This window comes from Pseudomonas sp. E141, assembly GCF_052659885.1.
Genome location: NZ_CP084024.1, coordinates 5,243,980 through 5,261,385 on the forward strand (window position 1 = coordinate 5,243,980; position 17,406 = coordinate 5,261,385).

General features: G+C 61.2%; 17 protein-coding genes. 5 read left to right on the forward strand and 12 right to left on the reverse strand.

From position 1 onward, the window contains the following. Nucleotides 1–16: 16 nt before the first annotated feature. From creC to rloA2, 3 genes are all read right to left on the reverse strand, one after another. Nucleotides 17–1,435 carry a two-component system sensor histidine kinase CreC gene (gene creC / locus GKKCFE_RS23490; RefSeq protein WP_445577153.1) on the reverse strand — a complete coding sequence of 473 codons (1,419 nt, stop codon included), beginning with the start codon at nucleotides 1,433–1,435 and terminating at the stop codon, nucleotides 17–19. Continuing rightward, nucleotides 1,435–2,115 carry a two-component system response regulator CreB gene (gene creB / locus GKKCFE_RS23495; RefSeq protein ID WP_445577154.1) on the reverse strand — a complete coding sequence of 227 codons (681 nt, stop codon included), beginning with the start codon at nucleotides 2,113–2,115 and terminating at the stop codon, nucleotides 1,435–1,437. Before creB ends, creC begins: the two co-directional genes overlap by 1 nt. A 69-nt stretch (nucleotides 2,116–2,184) precedes the next feature. After that, a complete protein-coding gene (gene rloA2 / locus GKKCFE_RS23500) occupies nucleotides 2,185–2,688 on the reverse strand; it encodes a retropepsin-like aspartic peptidase RloA2 (RefSeq protein WP_047228137.1) in 504 nt (167 codons plus the stop codon). Between the two features lie 276 nt (nucleotides 2,689–2,964). Here rloA2 and GKKCFE_RS23505 point away from each other — a divergent pair, with 276 nt between their 5' ends. Continuing rightward, entirely contained in the window at nucleotides 2,965–3,852 is an 888-nt protein-coding gene (locus GKKCFE_RS23505; protein WP_445577155.1) for an acyltransferase, read from the forward strand. On the opposite strand, the gene GKKCFE_RS23510 is transcribed toward GKKCFE_RS23505, so the two are convergent. After that, nucleotides 3,853–4,434 (reverse strand): DUF2780 domain-containing protein, encoded by a 582-nt coding sequence (locus GKKCFE_RS23510; protein ID WP_339492135.1) that lies wholly within the window; start codon nucleotides 4,432–4,434, stop codon nucleotides 3,853–3,855. Between the two features lie 314 nt (nucleotides 4,435–4,748). Between GKKCFE_RS23510 and GKKCFE_RS23515 the strand changes: the two genes are divergently transcribed. From GKKCFE_RS23515 to GKKCFE_RS23525, 3 genes are all read left to right on the forward strand, one after another. Further along, nucleotides 4,749–5,171 (forward strand): DUF3757 domain-containing protein, encoded by a 423-nt coding sequence (locus GKKCFE_RS23515; protein ID WP_139048998.1) that lies wholly within the window; start codon nucleotides 4,749–4,751, stop codon nucleotides 5,169–5,171. A gap of 285 nt (nucleotides 5,172–5,456) precedes the next feature. After that, nucleotides 5,457–5,660, forward strand: coding sequence for a cold-shock protein (locus tag GKKCFE_RS23520; protein ID WP_139048997.1), 204 nt, complete (start codon nucleotides 5,457–5,459; stop codon nucleotides 5,658–5,660). 78 nt (nucleotides 5,661–5,738) lie between these two features. Beyond that, nucleotides 5,739–5,957, forward strand: coding sequence for a hypothetical protein (locus GKKCFE_RS23525; protein WP_139048996.1), 219 nt, complete (start codon nucleotides 5,739–5,741; stop codon nucleotides 5,955–5,957). Between the two features lie 93 nt (nucleotides 5,958–6,050). Here the strand turns inward: GKKCFE_RS23525 and fdhA are convergent, their stop codons facing one another. From fdhA to GKKCFE_RS23565, 8 genes are all read right to left on the reverse strand, one after another. Beyond that, nucleotides 6,051–7,250, reverse strand: a complete 1,200-nt coding sequence (gene fdhA, locus GKKCFE_RS23530; protein WP_047228141.1) for a formaldehyde dehydrogenase, glutathione-independent — start codon at nucleotides 7,248–7,250, stop codon at nucleotides 6,051–6,053. Between the two features lie 225 nt (nucleotides 7,251–7,475). Continuing rightward, complete coding sequence (gene purU / locus GKKCFE_RS23535) at nucleotides 7,476–8,333, reverse strand: formyltetrahydrofolate deformylase (protein ID WP_135847526.1); 858 nt, start codon at nucleotides 8,331–8,333, stop codon at nucleotides 7,476–7,478. A gap of 166 nt (nucleotides 8,334–8,499) precedes the next feature. After that, nucleotides 8,500–9,132 (reverse strand): sarcosine oxidase subunit gamma, encoded by a 633-nt coding sequence (locus GKKCFE_RS23540; RefSeq protein ID WP_076383401.1) that lies wholly within the window; start codon nucleotides 9,130–9,132, stop codon nucleotides 8,500–8,502. 164 nt (nucleotides 9,133–9,296) lie between these two features. After that, a complete protein-coding gene (locus GKKCFE_RS23545; RefSeq protein ID WP_445577156.1) occupies nucleotides 9,297–12,314 on the reverse strand; it encodes a sarcosine oxidase subunit alpha in 3,018 nt (1,005 codons plus the stop codon). Continuing rightward, entirely contained in the window at nucleotides 12,311–12,640 is a 330-nt protein-coding gene (locus GKKCFE_RS23550; RefSeq protein ID WP_003206305.1) for a sarcosine oxidase subunit delta, read from the reverse strand. Before GKKCFE_RS23550 ends, GKKCFE_RS23545 begins: the two co-directional genes overlap by 4 nt. Nucleotides 12,641–12,654: 14 nt before the next feature. Then, nucleotides 12,655–13,905 carry a sarcosine oxidase subunit beta gene (locus GKKCFE_RS23555; RefSeq protein WP_003177603.1) on the reverse strand — a complete coding sequence of 417 codons (1,251 nt, stop codon included), beginning with the start codon at nucleotides 13,903–13,905 and terminating at the stop codon, nucleotides 12,655–12,657. Nucleotides 13,906–13,926: 21 nt separating this feature from the next. Next, nucleotides 13,927–15,180, reverse strand: coding sequence for a serine hydroxymethyltransferase (gene glyA, locus GKKCFE_RS23560; RefSeq protein ID WP_047228145.1), 1,254 nt, complete (start codon nucleotides 15,178–15,180; stop codon nucleotides 13,927–13,929). 217 nt (nucleotides 15,181–15,397) lie between these two features. Further along, entirely contained in the window at nucleotides 15,398–16,102 is a 705-nt protein-coding gene (locus GKKCFE_RS23565; protein ID WP_445577157.1) for a TraX family protein, read from the reverse strand. A 196-nt stretch (nucleotides 16,103–16,298) separates the two neighbouring features. On the opposite strand from GKKCFE_RS23565, the gene GKKCFE_RS23570 reads away from it, so the two are divergent. Beyond that, nucleotides 16,299–17,339, forward strand: a complete 1,041-nt coding sequence (locus GKKCFE_RS23570) for a threonine aldolase family protein (RefSeq protein WP_107323021.1) — start codon at nucleotides 16,299–16,301, stop codon at nucleotides 17,337–17,339. Nucleotides 17,340–17,406 lie beyond the last annotated feature (67 nt).

Consider the following 17,406-nt stretch of genomic DNA (forward strand, 5'->3'; position numbering starts at 1 on the left):
GCGGCAGAGGCGGTTTTCAAGGCAACCGCAAAACCACCTCAACCCCACCCTCGACATTGCCAATACTGAACTCCCCGGCATGCAACTGCACCACTTCCTCCACAAAGTTGAGGCCCAACCCGGTGCTCTTGCGACCACTGTCAGGGCGCGGCAGGGAGTAGAAGCGTTCACTCAGACGCGGCAGGGCGTAGGCGGGAATCGGTTCGGCCTGATTGAACAGCCGGATCTCGACGCGGTTGCCGACACGCTCGGCACTCATGCGCAACAGCCCGTTGACGGGCGTGAAGTCCAGGGCGTTTTCCAGCAGATTGCCCAGGGCCTGACGCAACAGAAACGGCTCTCCCGTCAATGTCAGGTCCACGGCAATGTGCCGCTCGATCCGCAACTGCCGGCTTTCGATCCAGCCACTGCGGGCCTCCAGCAGTTCGTCCATCAATTCCGCCAGCGGCACGGCAATCTCTTCTTCCAGTCCCTGTCGCTGCTCGACCTGGGCCAGGTTGAGCAAACGCTCGATCAACTGCTGCATGCGCACGCTTTCGTTGTCGATGTTGCTGACGAAACGCTGACGCTGGGCCGTCGGCATGTCGCTCTGCAGCAACTCGGCGGCACCACGGATTGCCGCCAGCGGGCTCTTGAGTTCGTGAGTCAGGGTATGCACGTAGCGCTCGACGTAAGCCTTGCCTTCCAGTTGGGTGCGCATGTGTTCCACCGCCCCGGCCAGTTGCTCGAACTCGCCGCCGCGATAATGCGGCACCTCCACCCGTTGCCCCTGGCTGACGGCCTCGGCATAAACGGTCAAACGCCGTAGCGCCGCGCTCAGCCACCACGACAACAAGGCGCCCAACAGCAGCCCCAGGCCGATCAACCCGGCGCCGTAAGCCAACAGGCGCCGCTCGGTGCGGTCGACATAGGGTTGCAGCGAACTGTTGGGCTTGGCCACGGTGACCACGCCGATAATCCGACCGTTGTCGCGAATCGGCGCGCCAACGTGCATCACCGAAGACGTCGGATCATCGGCAACGCTGCGGGTCGAGCGTGCGCCGTACTGCCCGCGCAGGGTCAGGTAGACGTCGTTCCAGCGCGAATAATCCTGGCCCACCGCCACACCACTGGAGTCGAGCACCACGATGCCCTTGGCGTCCGTGACGTAGATGCGATGGTTGACCTGGTTCTTTGGCAACCCCCAGATCGATGCTGCAGGCTGGCGCTCACCGTAAGCCTTGAGCAGTTGCGGCCAGCGGTTCTGATTGAGGGTGCCGGCCTTGAAATCGTCCCGCAGGATCTCGGCCATCAGGTTAGCGGTGTCCACCAGGGTTTCTTCGGTGGACTGGCGCACGCCGGGGCGTATTTCTTCCATCACCGTGCTGAGGACGAAATACCCGGTCAAACCGATGAACAGCACATACACCAGGAAAATCCGGATGCCCAGCGACATCAGCTCTGCCCCGGGCTGTAGCTGTAACCGAGGCCACGGTGAGTCTGGATCGGTTCAGCCTCGGCCCTGACCAGGCGCAATTTGGCGCGCACGCTCTTGATGTGGCTGTCGATGCTGCGCTCGTAGCCGGCATCACTGGCCACACCCAGGGCGTCGAGCAGTTGTTCGCGACTGAACACACGCTCGGGTTGCTCCAGCAGACAGTTCAACAGGCGGAATTCGTGGCGGGTGAGGTTCAGCGGTTTGCCACGATAGTTGATCTGCATCCGGTCGGTGTCGACCTGAAATAGCCCGGCGCCCAGATCCGTGGGCGGTCGCGGCGCGACCCGCTTGAGGATGGCGCGGACCCTCGCCGCCACTTCCCGAGGGCTGAACGGTTTGACCACATAATCGTCGGCCCCGATCTCCAGCCCCACTACCCGGTCGATCTCAGCATCCCGGGCTGTAAGAAAGATGACCGGAACGTCGCTGAAACGTCTGAGATTTTTGCACGTCTCGAATCCACTGATATCCGGCAGGCCCACGTCGAGGATGATCAGGTCCGCCGGGGTGCTTTTCTGATGCTCAAGCGCAGCCGCGCCAAGGCTCAGCCAGGTGGTGCCGAAACCCTCCCCTTGCAGGGCAAACACCAGCGTATCGGCAATGGCGGCTTCGTCTTCGACAATCAGAATGTGAGGCATGGCGTCCGCGCCCGACAGTAAAGTTGCCGGAACGGTGCCCCAACCCCGGGGGCACGTCAATCAGGGAAATCAGCAGTCGGGCTTGTCAGCGGTAAAACGTCGCGCCGGGTTCACCGCCGCATCAAACTCGCGCAGGGCCTTGGCGCCGATCAGCAGCGGGTAGTTGAAGCTGCTGCGGTCCGTCAGGTTGACCTCAACGGTCCGCTTGACATCACCCAGGCACATTTCAAGCTCCACCACCGGACGTTTGCTGGGGGCAGCCGATTCGTCGTCTTCATCTTCTTCCGAACGGGTCTTGATCTTGCTGATGCGTGCGACCTTGTGCTCAAAGAGCTTGTTGCTCGCGCCTTTGGTCGCCAGGCGGAACCGTACCCAGTCCTCGCCGTCGCGGGTAAAGGTTTCGATGTCCTTGGCCGACAGCGAGGCCGTCAGGGCGCCGGTGTCCATCTTGGCCTTGAGCACCTCACCGCCGATTTCCGGCAGCGCAATGTATTCGTAGCGCCCGTACAGGGTCGGTTCGGCGGCCAGCACTGGAAGGGCCACCAGGGAAAGCAGAGCGAGAAGGGATTTCACGTAATGGACTTCCTTTGTAAGGGTGGGCAGCGGGATTTTAGACCGTGGGCTGTGAATTCGTTCGGTTGGCGTCAAGAACATCGCTGCCGGGGAAAGGGGGTCTGTGGGAGCAAAGCCTGCTTGCGATACGGGCACCCCGGTTTTCCAGAGAAATGGCGTTACCTTCATCGCGAGCAAGCTTTGCTCCCACAGATCACTTCGCTCGTTTCACCTCGATTTGGTCTGCCGCCCGAAGCTGCTTATCATGGCCCGCCCACCTGTTTGCAAGAGTCATTTATGCGCCGCCTGCTCACCGGCTGTTTTGTCACCCTTCTGCTGTTACTCAACACCCTGGTGCTGTTCGGGCCGTTGATGGTGTTCGCGCTGCTTAAACTGGTCCTGCCCGGGCGTCTTCGTGATTACGCCTCGTGGGCGGTGATGTGGATCGCCGAAACCTGGGCCGAAATCGACAAACTGATCTTCGCCCTGTGCATCCCCACCCGCTGGGACATACGCGGCGGCGGCGACTTGCGCCGCGACACCTCCTATCTGGTCATCAGCAATCACCAGTCCTGGGTCGACATCCCCGCGCTGATCCAGGCCCTCAACCGGCGTACGCCGTTCTTCAAGTTTTTCCTCAAGAAAGAGCTGATCTGGGTACCGTTCCTGGGCCTGGCCTGGTGGGCGCTGGATTACCCTTTCATGAAACGCTACACCAAGGCCTTCCTGGCAAAAAATCCGGAGCTGGCAGGCAAAGACTTGGAAATCACCCGTCAGGCCTGCGAGCTGTTCAAGCGCCAACCGGTCACCGTGGTGAATTACCTCGAAGGCACACGCTTCACCGCCGCCAAGAGCCAACAGCAACAGTCTCCCTTCACACACCTGCTCAAACCCAAGGCCGGTGGCGTGGCATTCGTGCTGGCGGCGCTGGGCGAGCAACTGGACGCGGTGCTGGACGTGACGGTGGTGTACCCCCAGGAACGGACGCCGGGGTTCTGGGTTTTGATCAGCGGCGCGGTGCCGAAGGTCATTATCGACATCCAGACCCGCGAACTGGACCCGGCGCTGTGGCAGGGCGATTACGAAAACGACCCGGTGTTTCGCCAGCATGTCCAGAACTGGGTGAACCAGCTCTGGATCGAAAAAGATCAGCGCATCGCCGCCTTGCGCAACGAGCGCGGCTGATCAGATACCCGCGCCTGCCCCCCAGATTCCACCCAGGTTCTGCAGCAGCGAACTGGCCACGCCCTGCTGGCCGAGGTATTCAAGGATCACCGGGGCAAACTGGCCGATCATGCCGCTGTCCATGCCCAGCGCGCTGAAGGCGTTGTTCAGGTCGTGGGTGTCCTTGACGTTACCCAGCAGGCCGTCGAGCAAGGCGTTCTTGTCCGACCCGCCACCGAGCAAACCGCCCAGGCCACCCAAGCCATTCAGCCCACCGATAGCGTTGTTGCCAGCGATCTGATCGAGGCCCGGCACGCTTTTGCTCAATTCGGAAAACTGCGGCTCACTGAGTCGGTTCTTCGCCAGCCCCAGCATCGCACCGGCACCGCCGATGGCCTGTTCCGGGGTGATCTTGAGCTCCGAGCCCAGGGTATTGAGCAACCCGGCAGCTTGCGGCGCAGCTGCCACCGCGCCTTCCCCCTGCTGATCGCCCTGCATCGCCGCCACCGCATTGGCCGCATCACTGAGGCTGAACTGCGCGAAGGCCGGGCTGCTTGCCAGCGCGAGCAGGCAAGACAGTGCAAAACCTCGTGAAACCTTCATCCGGGACATCCTCTTGAGCCATGAAAAAGCCGCCCACTAAAGGGGCGGCGCAAAATCGTGCGTTTGACTGGGGCGGGCGAGGATTGTTCCCCCACACACGCCGTATGCCCGGCACGCCATTCATTGTCCCAGTGCCCCGCGTCAGACGCAGGCGACCGCTTATATAAACAAAAACAGTTGAAGTGTTATTGCCAAGACTCAATAGGTACATGTTTGTTATTCAAAATGGGTATGAACAACTGTCAACACTGACAGTAGCCCGCCGGAAAAAAGCCGCAAACCATAGCAACCAACCAAACCTGGGAACCCGACACATGCAAAACACACTGGCGAAAGGGGCGGGATTACTGATGCTGTTTGTCGGCCATATCCAGGCCAATGAAATAACCTGTCCCGCCGTCACTGACATCCACAGAAAAATTGAATCCGTGGAAGATATCTATTCAGTCGAAGTACAGGATGATCGCGAGTGGCAGAGCCAAAGCCTGGTGGACGTGGTCGATCCGGCTCTGCTGCAATTCAACGGTGCCGAATACGCTATTGATGAGCCCGACGACGCCGAGCAGACGCCCACAAGGATGACCATCACGTGCAAATACGGCGAAATAAACTTGACGCTGGAGTATCTCCAGGTTGTGGAACCGGGATTTTCGCCATGGGAAGACAATCGCTGCGAGAGCCTGGACACTAAGGCCTGCAAGCTGATAACCGCCGACTACTTCAACCTTAGCTTTTGATTGTTAAGTCATAATTCATCTGAATATAGCAAGGGCATGCAGGCCACCAGAGTGACGCTGGAATAAATACCAGCCTATTCAGGGAACGACCCCATGTCGGCGAACCGCCAGGCGCTGCTCTGCTGGACATAACAAGACGAGCAGTTATTCCATAAAGCCCTCGCCCACTGTCAACTCTGACAGTAGGCAACCCTTTTCACTGAGTTAAGCTCAATCACGCATCAACGAGATACAAGCGACCCCCATCGCTTACCCGCACCAACCCTTCATCCAGGCGAGAAGAACATGAGTAACGGAACAGTAAAGTGGTTCAACGATGAAAAGGGCTATGGTTTTATCACACCGGATGACGGCGGTGATGATCTCTTCGTCCATTTCAAAGCTATAAAAGGCGACGGTTTCAAGACCTTGAAGGAAGGACAAAAAGTGACCTATGAGGCTGCCAAAGGGCAAAAAGGCATGCAAGCCGACAATGTTCAACCTGCATAAGTTGGTCGCGGTGCGGGTATGTTTCGACAGCTCGCACTCCGGACCGCAGGCCCAAACTCTTTTGATAGGAGTTTTGCCATGGAAAAGCAGCCTGTAAAGCGTCATGACTCCGCTGAAGGCGGCATTGGATTAACGCCGTCCCATGCAAATGGGCAAAACATCTTCTTCAGGGTCCCTCCAGTCGAAGAAGGCGGGCCGGTCATAAAACCCGGACAGAAAGTGGCGTACGAGTTGATGTTGGGCGACGATGGGCAATATTACGCGATCAATCTTCAGGTCATCAGCGACGACGAGTAAGCCCAGTCGCTTCAGTACTACAAGCTGCTGCTTGCGCTGTGCCGAATAAAAAGGGCGACATCACTGTCGCCCTTTTTCCGTCTTGCCTACCGCTTAGGCCGCACTGAACATCTTGTGCGGATCGATCACAAACTTCTTCGGTACGCCTGCATCGAACTCGCCGTAGCCTTTAGGCGCGTCGTCCAGGCTGATGACCTGTACGCCGACGATTTCTGCGATGTTGATGCGATCCCACATGATGGCTTGCATCAGTTGGCGGTTGTACTTCATCACCGGGGTCTGGCCGGTGTGGAAGCTGTGGGACTTGGCCCAGCCCAGACCGAAACGGATGCTCAGGCTGCCCATTTTTGCCGCGGCATCGACCGCGCCCGGGTCTTCGGTGACGTAGAGGCCGGGGATGCCGATCTTGCCGGCCACGCGAACCACACCCATCAACGAGTTGAGCACGGTGGCCGGAGCTTCGTGCTTGACGCCTTCATGGCCGTGACCACGGGCTTCGAAGCCCACCGCGTCAACGGCGCAGTCGACTTCCGGTTCGCCCAGCAGCGCGGCGATCTGTTCGTGCAGCGGGGTGTCTTTGGACAGGTCGGCGATTTCAAAACCCTGGGCCTTGGCGTGGGCCAGGCGGATCGGGTTGACGTCACCGATAATGACCACAGCGGCACCCAGCAGGCGGGCGGAAGCGGCAGCCGCCAGGCCAACCGGACCGGCACCCGCGATGTAGACGGAGCTGCCAGGACCAACGCCGGCGGTGACGGCGCCGTGGTAGCCGGTCGGCAGGATGTCGGACAGGCAGGTCAGGTCGCGGATTTTCTCCATGGCCTTGTCGCGGTCCGGCAGCTTCAACAGGTTGAAATCCGCGTACGGCACCAGCACGTATTCGGCCTGACCGCCGGTCCAGTCACCCATGTCCACATAACCGTAGGCACCGCCGGCACGGGCCGGGTTGACGGTCAGGCAGACGCCGGTGTGTTGTTCTTTGCAGGAACGGCAGCGCCCGCAAGCCACGTTGAACGGAACAGACACCAGGTCGCCGATCTTCAGGTTTTCGACGTCGTTGCCCTTTTCGATCACTTCACCGGTGATTTCGTGGCCCAGGACCAGGCCGGTCTGAGCGGTGGTGCGGCCGCGCACCATGTGCTGGTCGGAGCCGCAGATGTTGGTGGATACCACGCGCAGGATGACGCCGTGCTCGATCTTCCTGCCACGCGGGTCCTGCATTTTTGGATAGTCGATTTTCTGTACTTCGACCTTGCCGTTGCCGAGATACACGACACCACGATTGCCAGACATGCTTTCACCTCGCTGTTGTTTTTATGAAACTGCGTTGCCCAGGCAGGCAGCGCGTTGATTGCTCGGGTAGTGCTTGTGTCTTGTTTCTTTGTTGTCTGTAAGGGCCTCATCGCGAGCAAGCTCGCTCCCACAGTGGATTGTGGGTGTCATCAGAATCTGTATAACGACGCAGATCCTGTGGGAGCGAGCTTGCTCGCGAATGGGCTGCGAAGCGGCCCCAAAAATCTAAAGAACGACAGTTCTGTTGGCGTTGAGAAACACCCTTCGCTCGATGTGATACCCCACGGCCCGGGCCAGGGTCAGCCCTTCGATGTCCCGGCCCTTGGCGATCAGGTCTTCGGGATAGTGGCTGTGGTCCACCACTTCCACGCCCTGAGCGATGATCGGGCCTTCGTCCAGGTCGTTGTTGATGTAGTGCGCCGTGGCGCCGACCAGTTTCACGCCTTTGTTGTAGGCCTGGTGATACGGCTTGGCGCCCTTGAAGCCCGGCAGCAGCGAGTGATGGATGTTGATCGCCTTGCCGTCGAGCTTGCGACACAGCTCCGGCGACAGCACTTGCATGTAGCGGGCGAGAATCACCAGCTCGGCGCCGGTGTCTTCGATCACCTGCCACACCTGCCGCTCCTGGGACGGTTTGTCGTTCGGGTCCAGGGGGAAATGGTAGTACGGAATCTGGTGCCAGTCGGCCAGCGGCTTGAGGTCCGGGTGGTTGGACACCACGGCCACGACGTCCATGGACAACTGGCCGATGCGCTGACGGTAGAGCAGGTCGTTGAGGCAGTGATCGGCCTTGGAGACCATGATCACCACTTTGGGCCGGTAGTTGGGTGGCGTCAGTTCGAAGACCATGCCAAAGGCTTGCGCACGTTCGGCCAGGCCGCTGCGAAAGCTCTGCTCGTCAAAGCCATCCGGCTGGCGAAATTCCACACGAATGAAAAAACGCGCCGAGAGCCGGTCGTCGAAGGAATGGTGCTCGGTGACGTAGCAGCCTTGCTCGAACAGAAAGCGCGTCACCGCGTCCACCGTGCCGAGCACGCTGGGGCAGTCGGCAGTCAAGATCCATGTGTCTGGGGCGCGGCTCATTGCAGTGACTCCTGTGGCGAGGGGATTTATCCCCGTTGGGCTGCGAAGCAGCCCCAAAAAGCTTGATGTGATCGGCCTGACGTACTGAGGTGGCAGGTTTGGGGTCTGCTGCGCAGCCCAACGGGGATAAATCCCCTCGCCACAAAAGGACAGCGTCCAACCCTAGTCAGGCCTGCACGCTCAACCCATACTCAGCCGCGGCATCCTGCAACCACAGCCACCAGTAATCGGAGAAGCTGCGGCGAATCACCAGTTCCCAGGTGTCTTCGCCCGTGTGGCGGATCACCAGTTGCGACTTGGCGAACACCGTGCCCACGGCCTTGCCCACCGGGAAATTGCTTGGGTGTACGTCATAGCTGGTGGATTTCATCAGCACGTCGCGCACATTCGGGCCGGAAAGTTCGAGGATCTGCTGGCCGCCACTGACGTTGACGATCTGGATATGCAGATCGCCCAGGGCTTCGCGCAGGTTTTTCTCGGCGGCAAATTCTTCGCCACTGGGCACCACCAGCAGCCACTCGTCCGGGCCGAGCCATTGCAGGCTGGTTTCGCCCTTGACGATGACGGTCAGCGCGCCCGGCAGCTCCAGGCCCAGGGCCTTGTGCACGCCAGCAGCGAACGCAGGGTCATGACCATCGCCACGGATGGTCAAGTGGCCCAGGAGTTTCTTCTCGCGCACGGTCACGCCGGCGTTCTTGCGACCCTTGCCCACCAGGCTGGCGAGGTCGGCATGGTGCAGCGACGACTCGGCCTTGGCCCCGGTGGTTGGGCGTTGTTGGTACACGTTGACTGCGGTCATATGGAGCACCTGTCTTGAATTCTGATTCAGGCCCTTGTGGTGGCTGTTCTACCGCCATCGCGAGCAGGCTCGCTCCCACAAGGGTCATGCGATCTCCTGTGGGAGCGAGCCTGCTCGCGATGCGGACAACGCGTAGCAGCTGCTCACCACAGACCTGAAGGTCATTAGATATTCTGCCGATCCCCCTTCGGATCGAAGAACACCGAAGAAACAATCTCTGCTTCGATCACGCTGCCGTCGGCCAATGGCGCGAACACGCGTTCGCCCATCCGCTTGAGGCCGCCCTTGACCACGCCCATGGCAAATGAATAACCCAGGGAGTTGTGGGCGTAGCTGGACGTCACATGACCGACCATGGTCATCGGGATCGCCTGCTTGGTGTTGAACACCAGTTGCGCACCTTCCGGCAGCCAGACATTCGGGTCGATCGGCTTGAGGCCCACCAGTTGCTTGCGGTCCTCACGTACGCAGTCTTCGCGATTCATGCCACGCCAGCCGATCCACGAGAACGGTTTGGTCCGGCCTACGCACCAGCCCATGTTCAGGTCGTCCGGGGTCATCGAGCTGTCAGTGTCCTGACCGACAATGATGAAGCCCTTCTCGGCCCGCAATACGTGCATGGTCTCGGTGCCATACGGGGTCAGGTTGTATTTCTTCCCGGCCTCGACGATCTGCTCGAGCACGCCCATGGCGTAGTCGGCCTGCACGTTGACTTCGTACGACAGTTCGCCGGTGAACGAGATACGGAACACCCGCGCCGGTACACCACCCACCAGGCCTTCTTTCCAGGTCATGAACGGGAAAGCGTCCTTGTCCAGGTCGATGTCGGTGACTTCGCTCAGCAGCTTGCGGCTGTTGGGGCCCGACAGGGTCATGGTCGCCCAGTGGTCGGTAACCGAAGTGAAGTACACCTTCAGGTCCGGCCATTCGGTCTGGTGATAGATCTCCAGCCATTGCAGCACGCGCGCCGCGCCGCCAGTGGTGGTGGTCATCACGAAATGGTTGTCCGCCAGACAGGCCGTCACGCCATCGTCGAAGACCATGCCGTCTTCCTTGCACATCAAACCGTAGCGGGCCTTGCCCACGTCGAGCTTGGTCCAGGCGTTGGTGTACACGCGGTTAAGGAACTCGCGGGCGTCCGGGCCCTGGATATCGATCTTGCCCAGAGTCGAGGCATCCAGCAGGCCGACGCTATCGCGCACGGCTTTGCATTCGCGCTTGACCGCAGCGTGCATGTCTTCGCCGTTCTTCGGGAAGTACCAAGGGCGCTTCCACTGGCCGACGTCTTCGAATTCGGCGCCGTTTTTCACATGCCAGGCATGCAGCGCGGTGAAGCGCACCGGCTCGAAGATGTGTCCGCAGTGCCGCCCGGCTATCGCGCCGAAGGTCACCGGCGTGTAGTTCGGGCGGAACATGGTGGTGCCCATCTGCGGGATGCTCACGTTCAGCGAGCGGGCCGCGATGGCCAGGCCGTTGACGTTGCCCAGCTTGCCCTGGTCGGTGCCGAAGCCCAGAGCGGTGTAGCGCTTGACGTGTTCCACCGACTCGAAGCCTTCGCGGGTGGCGAGTTCGATGGCGGCGGCAGTGACGTCGTTCTGCAGGTCGACGAATTGCTTCGGCGCCCGTGCAGTGGATTTTTCATGCGGCACCTGGAACAACGCCAGGGTCGGTTCTTCCTGGCGGCTCAGGGCTTTGGGCAACACACCCTCCACCGCTTTGAAACCGGCTTCGTTGGCCGCGCGCACGCCACCTTCGAAACCATCGGCCAAGGTGTCACCCAGGCTGTAGACGCCATTCACGCCGCCGACGCACACGCGCTTCTGCGGTGCTTCGCCCGGTACGAAACCAAGGATGTCTTCGCGCCAGATCGGCTTGCCGCCCAGGTGCGAAGCCAGGTGAACCACTGGGCTGTAGCCGCCGGAGCTGGCCACCAGGTCGCAGTCCAGCCATTCGCCGGGACTGGTGACCTTGTGCGCCTTGACGTCGATGGCGGCGATGCGGGCCCCGGTGACGCGCTTGCTGCCACGAGCCTCGATCACGGCGCTGCCGGTGAGGATGCGGATGCCTTTGGCACGCGCCTCTTCCACCAGCGCACCACGCGGGTTGCTGCGGGCGTCGGCGATGGCCACCACTTGCAGGCTGGCGTCGAGCCAGTCCAGCGCCACGCGATAGGCGTGGTCGTTGTTGGTGCTCAGTACCAGTTTCTTGCCCGGTGCCACGCCATAGCGGCGCACGTAGGTGGAGACCGCGCCGGCCAGCATGTTGCCCGGTACGTCGTTGTTGCCGTAGACCAGCGGCCGTTCGCAGGCACCAGTCGCCAGCACCACGCGCTTGGCGCGGACCCGGTTGATGCGCTGGCGGACCTGGCCGATTGGCGCGCGATCACCCAGGTGGTCGGTGAGGCGCTCGTGGATGGTCAGGAAGTTATGGTCGTGGTAACCGTTCACCGTGGCGCGCGGCAACAGCACCACATCTGGCATCGACTTGAGCTCAGCCACAACAGCAGCCACCCATTCGGTCGCTGGTTTGCCATCCAGGCTCTCGCGGGAATCGAGCAGGCTACCGCCGAACTCTTCCTGCTCGTCGGCCAGGATCACCCGTGCACCGCTGCGGGCCGCGGCCAATGCGGCAGCCAGGCCAGCAGGGCCGGCGCCGACAATCAGCACGTCGCAATGACGGTTCATGTAGTCGTAGGTGTCCGGGTCGTTCTCGGTCGGCGAGCGACCCAGGCCCGCGGCCTTGCGGATGTACTTTTCGTAAGTCATCCAGAACGATTGCGGGTACATGAAGGTTTTGTAGTAGAAGCCCGGCGGCATCAGCTTGCCGCCGACCTTGCCGAGAATACCCATCATGTCGTTGTTCACGTTCGGCCAGCCGTTGGTGCTGGTGGCGACCAACCCTTGATACAGCGCCTGTTGCGTGGCGCGCACGTTAGGGATCTGCGTGGCTTCGGTGGCGCCGATCTGCAGTACCGCGTTCGGCTCTTCGGCGCCGGCGGCAAAGATGCCACGCGGACGGGAATACTTGAAGCTGCGGCCGATGATGTCGACGCCGTTGGCCAGCAGTGCAGCGGCCAGGGAATCGCCCTCGAAGCCTTTATAGGTCTGACCGTTGAAGGTGAAGCTCAGCACTTTGTTGCGGTCGATCCGTCCGCCGTTGGACAGGCGATTGATCTGGCTCATACCTTCTCTCCCAGAGCCTGCGCGGCCGCTTTCGGACTGTCAGCCTTGTCGGTAAATTGCGGCTTTTGGCCGATCTTGTAGGTTTCCAGAATCTCGTAGGTCACGGTGTCACGGGTCACGTTGAAATACTGGCGGCAGCCGGCGACGTGGTCCCACAGCTCATGGTGCAACCCACGCGGGTTGTCACGGAAGAACATGTAGTCGCCCCACTGCTCGTCGGTGCAGGCATTCGGATCCAGCGGACGCGGGATGTGCGCCTGGCCGGATGCATGGAATTCCTCTTCGGAGCGCAGTTCGCCGCAGTGAGGACAGAAGATGTGCAACATAGGGATTTCTCCTGTTAGTGGGCGACGGCAGCAGCGCCGTGTTCGTCGATCAGTGCACCGTTGTGGAAACGGTCGATGGAAAACGGCGCGGCCAGCGGGTGCATTTCACCCTTGGCCAGGCTTGCAGCGAAGACGTTGCCCGAGCCCGGAGTGGCCTTGAAGCCGCCAGTGCCCCAACCGCAGTTGAAGAACATGTTCGGCACCGGGGTCTTGGAAATGATCGGGCAGGCGTCCGGCGTAGTGTCGACGATGCCGCCCCATTGGCGGTTCATGCGTACACGGGACAACACCGGGAACATCTCGACGATGGCCTGAACCGTGTGTTCGATCACCGGGTACGAGCCACGCTGGCCGTAGCCGTTGTAGCCGTCGATACCGGCACCGATCACCAGGTCGCCCTTGTCGGACTGGCTGATGTAGCCGTGCACCGCGTTGGACATGATCACGCTGTCGATAATCGGCTTGATCGGCTCGGACACCAGCGCTTGCAGCGGGTGGGATTCGATCGGCAGGCGGAAGCCCGCGAGCTTGGCCATGTGTCCGGAGTTACCGGCGGTGACCACACCGACGCGCTTGGCGCCGATGAAGCCCTTGTTGGTTTCCACACCGATGCACACGCCGTTTTCCTTGCGGAAACCGATCACTTCGGTCTGCTGGATCAGGTCCACGCCCAACGCGTCCGCCGCCCGGGCAAAGCCCCAGGCCACGGCATCGTGACGGGCCACGCCGCCGCGACGCTGGACGGTGGCGCCCATCACCGGGTAGCGGGTGTTTTTCGAGCAGTCCAGGTACGGAATCTCGTCGGCCACTTGTTTGGCGTTGAGCAGCTCGCCGTCCACGCCGTTGAGGCGGTTGGCACTGACGCGACGCTCGGAATCACGAATGTCCTGCAGGGTATGGCACAGGTTGTAGACGCCACGCTGGGAGAACATCACGTTGTAGTTCAGGTCCTGGGACAGGCCTTCCCAGAGTTTCATCGCATGTTCGTACAGGTGGGCCGATTCGTCCCACAGGTAGTTGGAGCGCACGATGGTGGTGTTGCGCGCGGTGTTACCGCCGCCCAGCCAGCCCTTCTCGACCACGGCCACGTTGGTGATGCCGTGTTCCTTGGCCAGGTAGTAGGCGGTCGCCAGACCATGCCCGCCACCGCCGACAATGACCACGTCGTAGACCTTTTTCGGGGTCGGCGTGCGCCACATCCGCTGCCAGTTTTCATGATGGCTGAGAGAGTGTTTGAAGAGGCCGAAGCCCGAATAGCGTTGCATAGTCATTACTCCAAAACCGACTCAGCGATAAACCGGGAAGTCCGCGCACAGGGCCGCCACTTGCTGGGCAACATTGGCCTCGACATCGGCGTCGCCGAGGTTGTCGAGGATGTCGCAGATCCAGCCGGCCAGCGTCACGCACTGGGTGACCTTGAAGCCGCGCGTGGTCACCGCCGGGGTGCCGATGCGCAGGCCCGAGGTCACGAACGGCGATTGCGGGTCGTTCGGCACGGCATTCTTGTTGACGGTGATGTGCGCGCGGCCCAGGGCGGCGTCGGCGTCCTTGCCGGTCAGGCCCTGACGGATCAGGCTGACCAGGAACAGGTGGTTATCGGTACCGCCGGACACTACATCGTAGCCGCGCTTGATGAACACGCCAGCCATGGCCTGGGCGTTATCGATCACTTGCTGCTGGTAGGCCTTGAAACCTGGCTCCGCCGCTTCCTTGAAGCACACCGCCTTGCCGGCGATGACGTGCATCAGCGGACCGCCTTGAGCGCCCGGGAATACCGCAGCGTTGAGCTTTTTCTCGATCTCTTCGTTGGCCTTGGCCAGGATCAGGCCACCACGCGGACCGCGCAGGGTCTTGTGAGTGGTGGTGGTGACCACATCGGCGTAAGGCAGTGGGTTCGGGTACAGACCGGCAGCGACCAGACCGGCGACGTGGGCCATGTCGACGAACAGCAGGGCACCGACTTTGTCGGCGATCTGGCGGAAACGTGGGAAATCCAGGGTCTTGGAGTAAGCCGAGAAGCCGGCGACGATCATCTTCGGCTTGTGCTCGACCGCCAGGCGCTCGACTTCGTCGTAGTCGATCAGGCCGGTGGTGGTGTCGATGCCGTACTGAACCGCGTTGTAGAGCTTGCCCGAGGACGACACCTTGGCACCGTGGGTCAGGTGACCGCCGTGGGCCAGGCTCATGCCCAGGATGGTATCGCCGGCCTGCAGCAAGGCCAGGTACACGGCGCTGTTGGCCGAAGAACCGGAGTGCGGCTGGACGTTGGCGTAGTCGGCGCCGAACAGCTGCTTGGCGCGCTCGATAGCCAGGGCCTCGACTTTGTCGACGTGCTCGCAGCCACCGTAGTAACGCTTGCCCGGATAACCTTCGGCGTATTTGTTGGTCAGGCCGCTGCCCTGGGCCTGCATCACACGTTTGCTGGTGTAGTTCTCTGACGCGATCAGCTCGATGTGATCTTCCTGGCGTTGCTCCTCGGCATTCATCGCCGCCAGCAGTGCATCGTCGTAACCCTGGATCTGGTCTTGCTTGCTGAACATCGCGTCTCTCCCAGCGGCGGCGGTGCGCCTTTCGTCTCGGTGAGGCACTGACCACCGTTCGGTCGTGCCCTTTGGAAGCGATGGTATGGCCGGCGCAGGCAGGTCAAATGCCTATGGACGCCACGCAAAGGTGCGTTTACGACATGCGTTCAAAGAGTCGGGGAACAAGGTCTGTGGGATAACCCTGTGTTATCCCACAGACCTTGCTCCCATAGGGCTATGCGGCGATCTGGCGAACCGCGAGCAACAGCAGGAAATGCGCGGGATACAGACCGTAGGCCCAGCGCCGCATGGACGGAGGATGAAAACGACCAGCGTGTCGCAAAAGCACCAGCCCAAGCCATGGCGCAAACAGACACGCCACCAACCCGCCGATCGCCACCGCATCCCCCAGCCAGGCCGCGCCATACAGCACCCGCCACTGGTTGGCCGCCAGGCACACCAAGCCTGGCAACAACGCGAAATACCAGGGCCGGCGAAATACCAGCAACATCGCCAGCGGCAGCAGGACGCCGAAAAAACCGAACATCAGCCGCGAGGAAAACAGCGCCGCCAGCAGCAACGCCCCCGCTGCCAGCAAACGCGCTTCCAGCGTATGGGTTTGCCAACTACGCGCCACCAGCAACCCGAGGGTCAGGGTCGGCAGCACGTTCAAGGTAGCCGGCACAGGAATAAACAACCGATAAGGAATTTCGCTCACTGAGCTGAACAGCAACAGCCAGCCCAGGTAACGCCACGAGCTCGCACTGGCCCCGTTGCGCGCTAGGTTCGCCGCCATCGCCAGACAGAACCAGGGGAACGCCAGACGTCCCGGCACATACAACCAATCGGCGGAGTAACCGACATATCGCAGATGATCGAGCACCATCGCCAACAGAGCCAACCACTTGAGCAGGTCCAAGGCTCCGTCACGTCGGTTCATGGGTACAGCCGCCCTAGCGGTTTTGTGAGTTTCTGACAGAAACATCCAGTGTGTTCCCCCGCGAATCTTGGGTAAAGTGCGCACCACTATCGACCACCGCGTGCCGGACTCAAAGCACGCCGGACCACGGAATTCTCCATCCGGGAATTCTGTCAGGGATCTCTTACCCAGGACTCTCTATTTCAGGAGCAAGGCCATGACCGACAAGAGTCAACAATTCGCCAGCGACAACTATTCCGGCATTTGCCCCGAAGCCTGGGCGGCCATGGAAGAAGCCAACCAGGGTCATCAGCGGGCTTACGGCGATGACGAGTGGACCCACCGCGCGGCGGATGATTTCCGTGCCTTGTTCGAAACCGACTGCGAAGTATTCTTCGCGTTCAACGGCACCGCGGCCAACTCCCTGGCGCTGTCCTCGCTGTGCCAGAGTTACCACAGCGTGATCTGCTCGGAAACCGCCCACGTCGAAACTGACGAATGCGGCGCGCCGGAGTTCTTTTCCAATGGTTCCAAGCTGCTGGTGGCGCGCACCGAAAATGGCAAGCTGACCCCGGACTCGATCCGCGAGATCGCCCTCAAGCGCCAGGATATCCACTACCCCAAGCCCCGCGTTGTGACCCTGACCCAGGCCACGGAAGTTGGCAGCGTCTATACCCCGGAAGAAATCCGCGCCATCAGCGCCACCTGCAAGGAACTGGGGCTGAACCTGCACATGGACGGCGCACGATTCTCCAACGCCTGCGCCTTCCTCGGCTGCTCACCGGCAGACCTGACCTGGAAAGCCGGGGTGGATGTGCTGTGCTTTGGCGGGACGAAAAACGGCATGGCGGTGGGTGAAGCGATCCTGTTCTTCAACCACGACCTGGCAGAAGACTTCGACTATCGCTGCAAACAGGCCGGGCAGTTGGCCTCGAAGATGCGCTTTCTCTCGGCGCCCTGGGTCGGCCTGCTGCAAAACGACGCCTGGCTCAAGCACGCCCGGCACGCCAACCACTGCGCCCAACTGCTGGCGCAACTGGTGAGCGACATCCCAGGCGTGGAACTGATGTTCCCGGTCCAGGCCAACGGCGTATTCCTGCAACTCTCGGAACCGGCCATCGCCGCGCTGACCGCCAAGGGCTGGCGCTTCTACACCTTCATTGGCAAGGGCGGCGCGCGGTTCATGTGCTCGTGGGACACCGAAGAAGCGCGGGTGCGGGAATTGGCGGTGGATATTCGGGAAGTGATGGCGGGCTAGAAAAACCGAACCCATGCCCGTCATACCCCTGTGGTGAGAGGGGCTCACAGTGGGAACAAAGCCTTGC